Consider the following 12,144-nt stretch of genomic DNA (forward strand, 5'->3'; position numbering starts at 1 on the left):
GTGTCATCTATCGCGCCACTCCCGAGCCGGTCGCCAGGCCCGGGCCGTTTGTCGATCGCGGAGTACTGACATTGCGTCTGATCAGGTGCCTTGCGCTGCTCGCGCTGGGCCTCATGATGTTTGCCGCTGCGCCCGACGCGTATGCGATCGACGCCGTCAGCGTGCGCAGCGACGCGCCGGCGATCGACCTCACCGCAGTGCTCGACCATCAGCGCAGCGAAGGCGACCGCATCCAGGTTTCCACCGCGCCCGGCACCGACGGCATCGTGCGCCGCATCGAGGTCCGCGCCCGCGAAGGCGGCCAGAACTGGGTGGTGTTCGCGCTTGCCAACAACACCGACGATCAGCTCGACCGCCTCATCGTTGCACCGCACTATCGTATCGTGTCGTCAGGCTTGCTGTGGCCCGACCTCGGCCTCTCCCGCATCGCCACCATCACGCCCTCGGTCGGCGACCGGCCCGAGCGGCAGGAGAGCCCGACCGCCGACGTGTTCCGCATCACGCTCGATCCCGGCGCCGTCGTCACCTATGTCGCCGAGCTGCGCACCGACAAGCTGCCGCAGCTCTATTTGTGGGAACCCGACGCCTACAAGGACAAGGTCAACTCGTTCACGCTCTACCAAGGCATCGTGATCGGCATCTCGGGCCTGCTCGCGCTGGTGCTGACCATCCTGTTCGTGGTGAAGGGCTCGATCATGTTCCCGGCCGCCGCGGCGCTGGCCTGGGCGGTGCTGGTCTATATCGGCGTCGACTTCGGCTTCTGGGGCAAGGTGCTCGACATGTCGAACAACGCCGAGCGCGTCTGGCGCGCGGCGGGCGAGGCGATCCTCGCGGCGACATTGCTGGTGTTCCTGTTCGCCTATCTCAATCTCAGCCGATGGCACGTGCGCTACTCGCACATCACGCTGGGCTGGCTGGTGTTCCTCGGCTCGCTGGTGGCGCTGGCGCTCTTCGATCCCGCGGTCGCCTCCGGCATCGCGCGGATGTCGCTGGTGATGATCGCCTTCGCCGGCTTCGCGCTGATCGTCTACCTCTCGACCCACGGTTTCGACCGCGCGGTGCTGTTGATCCCGACCTGGTTCCTGCTGGTGGTCTGGGTGATCGCGGCCGGCATGACGGTCGCGGGCTCCGTCACCAACGACATCGTCGGCCCGGCGCTGCTCGGCGGCCTGGTGCTGATCGTGATGCTGATCGGATTCACGGTGATGCAGCACGCCTTCGCCGGCGGCGGCGCCACCACCGGCATCGTCTCCGATGTCGAGCGCCGCGCGCTGGCGCTGACCGGCTCGGGCGACCTGATCTGGGACTGGGACGTCTCCGCCGACAAGGTGTTCACCAGCCCAGAGACCGAAGCCCTGCTGGGCCTCAAGCGCGGCACGCTGGAGGGCCCCGCCGCGAAATGGCTCGAAGTGCTGCACCCACTCGACCAGGACCGTTTCCGCGCCGCGCTCGACAGCGTGCTCGACCAGCGCCGCGGCCGGCTGGTGCAGGACTTCCGCCTGCGCACGCCCGACGGCCACTTCATGTGGTTCGCACTGAAGGCGCGCCCCGTGGTCGGCTCCGACGGCGAAGTCTCGCGGGTGGTCGGCACGTTGACCGACGTCACCGAGTTCAAGAACTCGGAAGAGCGGATGCTGCATGATTCCGTGCATGACAATCTGACCGGCCTGCCGAACCGCCGGCTGTTCATGGACCGCCTTGGAGCTGTGGCGAACCTCGCCAAGACCATGCCGAACCTGCGGCCGACCCTGATGGTGATCGACCTCGACCGCTTCAAGCAGGTCAACGATTCCGTCGGCATCGCGGTCGGCGATTCGATCCTGCTGACCCTGGCACGGCGCCTGACCCGCATCCTCAAGCCCCAGGACACGCTGGCGCGAATGGCCGGCGACCAGTTCGGCCTGATCCTGCTGTCGGAGCAGGACCCGGCGCGGATCACCAATTTCGCCGAGACCATCCGCAAGACCATCCGCGCCCCGATCGCCTTCAACGACCGCGAGATCTTCCTGACCGCCTCGATCGGCCTCGCGCTGTCGGACCCGCAGTCGCCGCTGACCGACGAGATCATCAAGGACGCCGAGCTTGCGATGTATCACTCGAAGCGGATCGGCGGCGACCGCATCGACGTCTACAAGCCGGCGATGCGGGCGCGGAAGACCGACCGCCTGACCTTGGAGAGCGACCTGCGCCGCGCCATCGAGCGTCAGGAGCTCACGATCCTGTATCAGCCGATCGTGCGGCTCGAGGATCGCGCCATCGCTGGCTTCGAGGCGCTGGTGCGCTGGGACCATCCCAAGCTCGGACGGATGTCGCCGTCGGAGTTCATCAATGTCGCCGAGGAGACCGGCCTGATCGTCGATCTCGGCATGTTCGTGATGGACCAGACCGCGCGCCAGCTCGCGGTGTGGCAGCGCGCGATGCGCGCTCGCGACCCGATCTTCGCCTCCGTCAACGTCTCCTCGCGGCAATTGCTGCGCCACGATCTGATCCACGATATCAGAACGGTGCTGTCGCGCTCCTCGGTGGCGCGCGGCACGCTGAAGCTCGAATTGACGGAATCGCTCGTGATGGAGAATCCGGAGCACGCCGCCCAGATGCTGGCGCGGATCCGCGAGCTCGGCACCGGGCTGTCGCTCGACGATTTCGGCACCGGCCACTCCTCGCTGTCCTATCTGCAGCGCTTCCCGTTCGACACCATCAAGATCGACCAGTCCTTCGTCCGCACCACCAGCCGCGGCACCCGCCCGGTGATCCTGAAATCGATCATCGCGCTGGCGCACGATCTCGGCATGGAAGTGGTCGCGGAAGGCGCCGAGACGGATTCGGACGCCGTCGAGCTCTACCAGCTGGGCTGCGAATACGCGCAGGGCTTCGCCTTCGGCGAGCCGATGGACGCCGATGCGGCAACGCGGCTGCTGACCGAGGAACGGCTGGAAGCGGCTAGCTAGCGCGGCTTCGGCATCCGCTTGAACTTGACGCTCTTGCCATCGGCCTGGCGCGTGGCGATGTAGCCGCCGTCGAGGCAGGCTTCGCGCTGCGGCATCTTCTCCTGGGGGCTGCGCAGCGTCTCCCACCACGACGCCCGATGTGCCGCGCGCGGCAGCGCTGCGTCGATGATCGCCTCGATCTCCTCGAAGGTCAGCACGAATTCGGGGAGATGCTGCTTCTTCAGATAGTCGCGCAGCGCGTCGTAGTCGTTCACGAGGTCCTCGATGAGAAGCGTCCGGGTTTCAGCAACCACCCGTTAACCCATTCGGCGGCCGCTGTCGCCATTTAAGGCGACAACAACGTTTCCCGATGCATGACGACAGTTTGGAGCGGGACATGCCATTTCGACGGGGAAGAGACGCGGTGCGGCGCTGGCGGCTTTCGGCAAAGCTGCTGATCGCCTCGTCGGTTGCCACCGTGATCGGCTTTTCCGCGATCTGCGCCAGCGTGATGTTCGACATGCGCCGCGGCGAGGAGGAAATCGCCCGCCAGACCCTGGGCAACCTGGCCTCGGGCATCGACGCCGACATCAGCCGCAACATCGAGCTCTACGACCTGTCGCTGCGCGCGGTCGCCAGCAATCTGGAGATGCCCGAGCTCCGCGGCGTCAGCAAGGAGCTGCGCCAGCTGATCCTGTTCGACCACGCAGCGACCGCCAAGCATTTCGGCGCGATCCAGGTGTTCGACGCCGCCGGCAACCTGACGATCGACGCCGCGAGCCTCGATCCGCGCCCGGAGAACCGCAGCGACGAGGAATACTTCACGGTGCAGCGCGACCGTCCCGATGCAGGGTTGTTCGTCAGCCGGCCGATGCTGCATCGCGGCGCCTATGCCATCGTGCTGAGCCGTCGCATCAGCGGCGAAGACGGCCGCTTCCTCGGCGTCGTGGTCGGCTCGATCCGCTTCAGCTATTTCCACGACCTGTTCGGGCGGCTCAACCTTGCGGAGGGCGACACCATCACGGTGCTGCGCCGCGACCGCACCATCATCATGCGCACGCCGTTCGATCTCGACGTGATCGGCAAGAGCCTTGCCGATCAAAAGGACTGGAAGGCCGACAACCTCAAGGACGGCGGCGCCTATGCCGGCAAGGGTCCGGTGGACGCGACGCCCCGGCTCTATGTCCGGCGCGACAGCCCGAGCCCGCTCTATGTCGTGGTCGGCAAGCCGCTCGCCAACGTGTTCAATCTCTGGCGCACCGAGGCGATCCGGATCGGCGCCATCATGGCGGCGCTGATCGTGTTCGTGCTCACCACCGCGCTGGTGCTGGCGCGCGAGATCGGCCGCCGCGCCGATGCCGAGGACCGGCTCGAGGAGATGGCGACCACCGACGCCCTCACCGGGTTGAAGAACCGGCGCAAGTTCGATTCCGAGATCGAGCTCGAATGGCGCCGCGCCGTCAGGCACGGCCATCCGATCGCGCTGCTGATGATCGATGCCGATCATTTCAAGGCCTACAACGACACCTTCGGGCACCAGGCCGGCGACCAGGTGCTGGTCGGGATCGCGATCTGCATTTCGGACGCAGTGCGCCGCGCCGGCGACTGCGCCGCGCGCTTCGGCGGGGAGGAATTCGCCGTGCTGCTGCCCGGCGCCGGCGCGATGCAGGCATTGAGCCTCGCCGAAACCATCCGCACCAACGTCCAGCAATGGTGCGCGGGCGAGTTGATCACGACGGTCAGCATCGGCATCGCCAGCATCAAGCCGTCCGCCGGCGAACAATGGTCCGACCTGGTCGAAGCCGCCGACAAGGCGCTCTACGCCGCCAAGGCGAAAGGCCGCAACCGCTCGGTCATGGCGAGCGGGCCCAAGATCGCGCTGGTGGCGTGAGGTCACGGGTTCTGCATCAAGCTGCCAAGCAACGCGGTGTCTCACCGGCGCATGCGCGCATGCGGGTGACCAGTGTTCCAGCGGCAGTGCTGATCGAGCCGAAGGGCCGCGGCGTACTGGGTCGCCCGGTTAAACCGGGCGATGACACGGGTGGGTGGGGGACGCCCAGTCAGGCCTCTTCCCTCTCCGCGAGGGACGCACGATCAAAACCGCGAAAACAACCCCATGCAAAGGAGCCGCCAGCGTTCGACATGGCGACTTGACACGTCGGGCAACTCAGCCGCATTATTCCAATATTCAGAAATCGTGCAACCGCCCTCGCCCCGAGATTTGTAGGGCGCAGGTTTCACCGCATCGTCGTCCCGGCGAAGGCCGGGACCCATAACCCCAGGAGTGTGTTGTAAGGCAGGTTGTGGCTCCAGCGTCGCGGAACAACAAACATTCGTGGTAATGGGTCCCGGCCTTCGCCGGGACGACACTGAATTTGTTGCGTGCGCGGTCGCCTTACTCTCCCAGATACTTCTTCATCTCGGCAATCAGCCCGTCGCGCAGTTCGGGGCGCTTCAGGCCGTAGGCGATGTTGGCGCGGAGGAAGCCGGCCTTGGAGCCGCAATCGTGGCGCTCGCCCTCGAACTCGACGCCGTAGAATTGCTGCGATTTGGCGAGGCCGATCATGGCGTCGGTGAGCTGGATTTCGCCGCCGGCGCCGCGCTCCTGGGTTTCCAGGATCTTGAAGATCTCCGGCTGCAGGATGTAGCGGCCGGTGATCGAGAGATTCGACGGCGCGGTGCCTTTCGGCGGCTTCTCGACCATGCCGTCGACCTCGAACATCTTGCCGGTGCGTTTGCCGACGCCGCAAATGCCGTATTGATGGGTGAGATGGTCGGGCACCGCCTCGACCGCGAGCACGTTCGACTTCTCGCCGAGCTTGCTTGCCGCCTCGATCATCTGCTTGAGGCAGCCCGGCGTGTTGAGCACGAGCTCATCCGGCAGCACCACCGCGAACGGCTCGTTGCCGACGATGTCACGCGCACACCAGACCGCATGGCCGAGACCGAGCGGCGCCTGCTGCCGGGTAAAGCTCATCGCGCCGGCTTCCGGCTGGCTCGCCGCCAGGATCTCCTGCTCGGCGTTCTTGCCGCGCGCGGCGAGCGTGGTGTCGAGCTCGAACATGCGGTCGAAATGATCCTCGATCACGCCCTTGTTGCGGCCGGTCACGAACACGAAGTGCTCGATGCCGGCTTCCCTGGCCTCGTCGACCACGTACTGGATCAAGGGCTTGTCGACGATGGTCAGCATCTCCTTCGGCATGGCCTTGGTGGCGGGCAGCACGCGGGTGCCGAGACCGGCGACGGGGAAGACGGCTTTGCGGATTTTCATGGGATGATCGGAAGCCTTGAAATGGGTGGGGCGGCGCAATCTGAAATCGCACCTTGGTAGCCCGTTTGCAGCGGGTAACAAAGGCGGATGTGTGATCTGGCTTAATTCTGCCGCCCCGATCGGCCAAATCCGGCGGGCAACAAAATCTCGCCTTTGTTAAGTTATTGGAAACCGTGCCCGGGCCTTCTGGAACAGCACGTTTTTGACAGGCACACGACAATGCGACCAGCGGGAACATCGCCGACCAGCCGCCTCAGCGCGATCCTGCTGACGCTGGCGCTTCTATCGCCGGGCGCAGGTCTTTTATTGCCTGGCGGCGCCTGGGCCCAATCGTCGGGTGGCGGCCTGACCAACCTCATCGACAGCATCTTCTCCAACAAGGCGGGCACGCCGCCGCAGGCCGCGACCGGACAGGACGGCGCGCCGCCGCCCTGGAGTGGCGAGGACGGCGCCTCCGGCCATCCGCTGATGACCGCGGCCGCGATCCGCGAGGCGGCGGGGAATTTTTCGAACTGCGTCGCCGGGATGTGGCCCGATGCCGCACGGCGCAACATCAGCCAGGAGAATTTCGAGCGCTTCACCGCCGGCCTGACGCCCGATCTGCGCATCATGGACCTGTTGGATTCGCAGCCGGAATTCACCAAGGCGATCTGGGACTATCTCGACATCCTGGTCAGCGATACCAGGCTCGCCAAGGGCCGCGAGATCCTGGCGCAATACAAGCCGCAATTCGACGCGACCGAGCGCGCCACCGGCGTCGACCGCTATATCATCGCCGCGATCTGGGGCATCGAGTCGAACTATTCGACCCAGATGGGCGACCGCAGCGTGGTGCAGTCGACCGCGACGCTGGCCTGCGTCGGCCGCCGCCAGGCCTATTTCAAGGACGAATTCCTCTCGGCGCTGGAGATCCTCAACCGCGGCGATCTCACGCCCGAGCAGATGCGCGGCTCCTGGGCCGGCGCGTTCGGTCCGACCCAGTTCATGCCGACCGCGTTCAAGCGCTACGCGGTCGACGGCGACGGCGACGGCCGCCGCAACGTCGTCGACGATCCGGCCGATCTGATCGCCTCGACCGCCAACAATCTGAAGAAGGACGGCTGGCAGAGCGGCGCGAGCTGGGGCTACGAGGTCGTGATCCCGCAAGGCTTCAACTTCATGCTGGCCGACCGCGCCAAGGCGATGCCGCTGACGCAATGGGAGCATCTCGGGGTCAAGCGCGCCAACAACCAGCCGTTCCCGCGGCCGGCCGAGAAAGCCTATCTGCTGGCGCCGGCCGGCGCCGAGGGGCCGGGTTTCCTGATGCTGCAGAACTTTCGCGTGATCATGAAGTACAACCCGGCGGAGGCCTATGCGATGGCGATCGGCCATTTCGCCGACCGCCTGCGCGGCGGTCAGCCCTTCGTGCAGCCCTGGCCGCGCCAGGAACGGGTGCTGTCGCGGGCGGAACGGCTGGAGCTGCAGCAGCTCCTGGTGCAGCGCGGCTTCTACAAGGGCACACCGGACGGCCAGTTCGGCGGCCAGACCCGCGAGGCCCTGCGCGGCTTCCAGGCCTCGATCGGGGCGCCGGCGGACGGCTTTGCCACGTCAGAGGTGCTGGAACGGTTGCGGGGGCGGTAGATTGATCACATAGCCGGTCCTGCCTTCTCCTTCCCCCTGAAAGGGGGAAGGTCGGGATGGGGGTCAGCCGCGGGTGACGCTGCTTGTGGAGAGACCAGATCCCCACCCGCCTTGCTCTCACGAGCAAAGCGACCTCCCCTTTTCAAGGGGAGGTTTGGGGACACGGCCGCGCCGGCCGCCCCACCCCCAAAAGTAACCGTGAAATCAGGTATCTGGCCGATGCCTTGACGGCCGCCCGGCCGGCCCGATTTATGGTGGAAAAGCTGCCCGCTTGCGGCCCGATTCCGCTAATATGCTCACGTACTTCCAGACCATCTGCGACCGAGCCCGATGCCGAAGCCAAGATCCTTTTTGCGCGTGTTCACCGAGAGCGGCCCGCTGCTCGCGCTGGCGGTCGCGCTCGTGCTTTTGATCGGCATCGCCAGCCCCGCTTCGGCGCAATTCTTCGGCTTCCCGGGCTTCGGCTCGCCATCGCCGCCGCCGCGTCACCAGACACCGCCGCCTCGCCGCGGTGGCGACTGGTTCGGGTCCGACTTCTTCCAGCCGTTCGAGCGGCAGCCGCAAGCCCAACCGCAGCGGCCGCGCGAGGATTTTTCCCGCGCGCCGGCGCCGGCCAAGCGTGACAGCGTGGCGGAGCGCAACGTGCTGGTACTCGGCGACGCCATGGCCGACTGGCTCGCCTACGGCCTGGAGGATGCCTATTCCGACCAGCCCGACATGGGCGTGATCCGCCGCCACAAGACCGTCTCCGGCCTGATCCGCTATCAGCCCAAGGGCGACCCGGCCGACTGGGCCGCGGCCGCCAAGGGCATTCTGGCCAACGAGAAGCCCGATGCGATCGTGGTGATGCTCGGCCTCAACGACCGCATCCCGATCCGCGAGCCGGAGAAGAAAGTCGACAAGAAAGACGACAAGGACAAGAAGGACGCGCGCGCCAAAGGCGGCGACAAGCCGGATGCAAAGCCGGGCGACAAGGCGGATGCCAAACCCGGAGACAAGCCCGACGCCGCGGCAAAGCCTGACGACAAGCCTGTCGACGCCGAACTCGCGCCCGAGGACGCCGACAACGACAACCAGTCCGCGCCGGACAAGACGGCGCGTTCGCCCAACGGCGTCTACGACTTCCGCGACGAGCGCTGGGTCGAGCTCTACAGCAAGAAGATCGAGGAGATGATCAATGTGCTGAAGAGCAAGGGCGTGCCGGTGCTGTGGGTCGGCCTGCCCGCGATCCGCGGCCCGAAGGGCACGTCGGACATGCTGTTCCTCGACGCGCTCTATCGTGATGCCGCCGGCAAGGCCGGTATCACCTATGTCGACGTCTGGGACGGCTTCGTCGACGAGGCCGGCCGCTTCATGCCGAAGGGCCCGGACTTCGAGGGCCAGCCGCGCAAGCTGCGCTCCGACGATGGCGTGTTCTTCACCAAGCCCGGCGCGCGCAAGCTTGCGCATTATGTCGAGCGCGAGGTGACCCGGCTGCTCGCGGTGCGCTCCGGACCGATCGCGCTGCCGAACGAACCGGCGACGCCCGATACCAGTGCGGAGCCGGGCAAGCCGGCGCCGCGGCCGCTGGCAGGTCCCGTGCTGCCGCTGGTCGCCTCCTCGGTCGGCACCGATCAGCTGCTTGGCGGGCCGGGCTCGCGGCCCGCCGCGGTCGATGCGCTCGCCGCACGCACGCTGGTGAAGGGCGAGCCGCTGGCGGCGCCCGCCGGTCGCGCCGATGATTTCGCCTGGCCGCGCCGCGAGATGGAACGTGAGCCGGCCAAGGGCGACGTGCCGGTGGCCGCGACCACGCCAACGGGACCTGCGGCGGCGCCGGCCAATCCACCGCCCTCGACCACCGCGATCGCGCCGGACGGCTCGATCATCACGGCGCCGCGGCCGGCACAAAAGCGCGTGTTCCGTCCGGCCCCGACAGCCCAACCGCCGCAAGCCCAACAGCAGCAACCATGGCTGCGTGATTTCTTTGGCTTCGGCGCGCCGCAGCAGCGCCCGCTGGTCACCCCGCCGTCGCGCCCGCCACGACCGCCGGGCAATGTCGGCCGCTCGGCCTCGGTGCCGGGGAATGTGCAGCAGTAGGCCGGGTTCTATCGCCGTCATTGCGAGCCAACGGGTCGGCGCAAAGCGCCGCCCGATGACGGGCGTTGCGACCCTGTCTCAGCCGTAATAGCGCCAGCGCGGCGGCGGGCGGCGCGGCTGTCGGGTCATCAACAGCGCCAGCGCGAAGCCAATCCCGCCGGCGATCAGGAGCGAGCCGAGCGGATTGTCCTGCACCGCGTTCGCTACCGCCTTCTGGCCGCTGCGCACCGTCTCGCCGCGATTGTCGTAGGCATCCTTGGCATAGTTGACCGCGCTGTCGGCGGCGTCGCGCGCCGCGTCCTTGGCCTGACCGTAGATATCCTGCACCCGGCCGGCTGCTTCGCGCACGCGGCCGGAAGCTTCGGTCTCGGCGTCGCCGGTCACATCGCCGACCGCGCCTTCAGCCTTGCCTGCGAATTCCTTGGCCGACCCGAAAATCCGATCCTTGTCCATCGTGACGCTCCTTGATCTGTCAAGGAGCTAACCGGCAAGCCGCGCGCAAGTTCCTGTTGCTAGAGGATGAGCCCGCCGTCGACCACGATGGTCTGGCCGACGATGTAGGCGGCGAGCGGCGAGGCCAGGAACAGCGCGGCGCCGGCCATGTCGGCAGGCGTGCCGAGCCGCTTCAGCGGAATCCGTTCCAGCGCACCTTCGAGGCGTTTCGGATTCGCCGTCGTCACCTTGGTCATCTTGGTGTCGACCAGGCCCGGCGCGATGCCGTTGACGCGGATGCCGTGCTCGGCCCAGGCTTCGCCCAGCGTGCGCGCCAACCCGACCGCGCCGGTCTTCGAGGCGTTGTAGGCCGGATTGCCCATGGTGGAATGATAGGCCGCAGTCGAGCTCACGATGATCAGCGATCCCTTCGCTGCACTCAGCATCGCTTCGAATTTGGTGGCGCAGGCCATCAGGCTCATCAGATTGACTTCGAGCACCTTGCGGAAACCGTCCATCTGAAATTCCCCGCGGCGGTAAATCACCGCGCCCTGCGCCAGCACCAGGATGTCGAGCCGGTCGAATGACGGCGTGAACGATTCAATCGCCTTTGCGTCGCTGACATCGAGCTGCGCGTAAGCGAGGCCTTCGAGATCCGAGCCTTCGTCCGCCGCGTAATCGCTCGCCTTTGCGCGGGTGCCGCACACCGCAACGCGCGCACCCTTGGCGCGGAACGCCTGCGCAATGCCGTTGCCGATACCGCTGGAGCCGCCGACCACCAGCACCTGCTTGCCTGAGAAATCGAGCTCGTTCATCGCGCGTCTCCTTGTCTGGTTTCTTGATTGAGCATGATCCTTTGCGAAAAGCCAACGCCGGACTTGCGTCAACGCGCTACGGCCGCGCCGACGCGGCGATCGGTTTGACCTGCCTGCGGATCGGTGCCAGCGTTGTGGTATCAACAATGCAAAGAAAATCAGCGAGGTCCGCCATGTCCGAATTCAGAAAGCTCAACCGTTCGGTGCAGGGCCTCACCGTCCTCGTCACGGGCGCCGCGAGCGGCATGGGCCGCGCCACCGCGCGCGTGTTCGCCGATGAGGGCGCCAACGTCGCGGTCACCGATCTCGCCGCCGAGGCCACGCAGGCGGTGGCGAACGAGATCGCCGCGGCTGGCGGCTCGGCAAAGGCCTGGACACTCGACGTCGCCGATCGCGATGCGATCACGAAAGTGATCAACGACGTCGCGGCGCATTTCGGCGGGCTCGACATCATCATCAACAATGCCGGCATCTCGGTGCGCGTTGCGATCGATGATCCCGCCTACGAAGACGCCTGGGCCAAGGGCATCGCGGTGATGCTGACGGCGCATCCGCGCATCATCCGCGCCGCACTGCCTTACCTGCGCAAGTCGAGATCGCCGCGCATCGTCAACATCGCCTCCACCGAAGCGCTCGGCGCCACTGCGCTGCACAGCCCCTACTCCGCGGCCAAAGGTGGCGTCACCAGCCTGACCCGCTCGCTTGCGGTCGAGCTCGGCCGCGAGGGCATCACCGTGAACTGCATCTGCCCGGGTCCGATCCGCACCGCGATCACCGACCGCATCTCCGAGGAGCACAAGACGATCTACGCCAAGCGCCGCACCGCGCTCGGCCGCTACGGCGACCCCGAGGAGGTCGCGCATATGACGCTGAGCCTGTGCCTGCCGGCGGCCTCGTTCCTGACCGGTGCGGTGATCCCGGTCGACGGCGGGTTGATGGCGCGGAATGCCTGATCCGCGCCCGCGCTCGAAGCGTTGACAGGCCGCGCGCCGGGAGTAGCCTT

9 protein-coding genes are annotated in these 12,144 nt (G+C 66.7%); 5 read left to right on the top strand and 4 right to left on the bottom strand.

The genetic code is table 11. The features are described 5' to 3' along the window. Nucleotides 1-71 precede the first annotated feature (71 nt). A complete protein-coding gene (locus tag IC762_RS31830) occupies nucleotides 72-2,948 on the top strand; it encodes an EAL domain-containing protein (protein ID WP_195786038.1) in 2,877 nt (958 codons plus the stop codon). On the opposite strand, the gene IC762_RS31835 is transcribed toward IC762_RS31830, so the two are convergent. Beyond that, the gene (locus tag IC762_RS31835; RefSeq protein ID WP_195786039.1) at nucleotides 2,945-3,202 is read right to left on the bottom strand and encodes a DUF7662 domain-containing protein; all 258 of its coding nucleotides are present in this window, start codon (nucleotides 3,200-3,202) and stop codon (nucleotides 2,945-2,947) included. The two genes, IC762_RS31830 and IC762_RS31835, sit on opposite strands and share 4 nt — an antisense overlap. 122 nt (nucleotides 3,203-3,324) lie before the next feature. Between IC762_RS31835 and IC762_RS31840 the strand changes: the two genes are divergently transcribed. Next, entirely contained in the window at nucleotides 3,325-4,818 is a 1,494-nt protein-coding gene (locus IC762_RS31840) for a GGDEF domain-containing protein (RefSeq protein ID WP_195786040.1), read from the top strand. Between the two features lie 504 nt (nucleotides 4,819-5,322). On the opposite strand, the gene galU is transcribed toward IC762_RS31840, so the two are convergent. Next, the gene (galU, locus tag IC762_RS31845; RefSeq protein WP_195786041.1) at nucleotides 5,323-6,198 is read right to left on the bottom strand and encodes a UTP--glucose-1-phosphate uridylyltransferase GalU; all 876 of its coding nucleotides are present in this window, start codon (nucleotides 6,196-6,198) and stop codon (nucleotides 5,323-5,325) included. Between the two features lie 219 nt (nucleotides 6,199-6,417). Here galU and IC762_RS31850 point away from each other — a divergent pair, with 219 nt between their 5' ends. Beyond that, on the top strand, nucleotides 6,418-7,818 hold the full coding sequence (locus IC762_RS31850; protein WP_246801341.1) for a lytic murein transglycosylase: 1,401 nt from the start codon (nucleotides 6,418-6,420) through the stop codon (nucleotides 7,816-7,818). 330 nt (nucleotides 7,819-8,148) lie between these two features. Next, complete coding sequence (locus IC762_RS31855) at nucleotides 8,149-9,894, top strand: SGNH/GDSL hydrolase family protein (protein ID WP_195786042.1); 1,746 nt, start codon at nucleotides 8,149-8,151, stop codon at nucleotides 9,892-9,894. 78 nt (nucleotides 9,895-9,972) lie between these two features. Here the strand turns inward: IC762_RS31855 and IC762_RS31860 are convergent, their stop codons facing one another. Together IC762_RS31860 and IC762_RS31865 are read right to left on the bottom strand one after the other, a co-directional pair. Then, nucleotides 9,973-10,347 carry a CsbD family protein gene (locus IC762_RS31860; RefSeq protein WP_195786043.1) on the bottom strand — a complete coding sequence of 125 codons (375 nt, stop codon included), beginning with the start codon at nucleotides 10,345-10,347 and terminating at the stop codon, nucleotides 9,973-9,975. Between the two features lie 59 nt (nucleotides 10,348-10,406). After that, nucleotides 10,407-11,141 carry an SDR family NAD(P)-dependent oxidoreductase gene (locus IC762_RS31865; RefSeq protein WP_195786044.1) on the bottom strand — a complete coding sequence of 245 codons (735 nt, stop codon included), beginning with the start codon at nucleotides 11,139-11,141 and terminating at the stop codon, nucleotides 10,407-10,409. Between the two features lie 173 nt (nucleotides 11,142-11,314). On the opposite strand from IC762_RS31865, the gene IC762_RS31870 reads away from it, so the two are divergent. After that, nucleotides 11,315-12,094 (top strand): SDR family NAD(P)-dependent oxidoreductase, encoded by a 780-nt coding sequence (locus tag IC762_RS31870; RefSeq protein WP_195786045.1) that lies wholly within the window; start codon nucleotides 11,315-11,317, stop codon nucleotides 12,092-12,094. The last annotated feature ends 50 nt before the right edge of the window (nucleotides 12,095-12,144 follow it).

The sequence above is a fragment of the Bradyrhizobium genosp. L genome, from assembly GCF_015624485.1.
GTDB lineage: Bacteria > Pseudomonadota > Alphaproteobacteria > Rhizobiales > Xanthobacteraceae > Bradyrhizobium.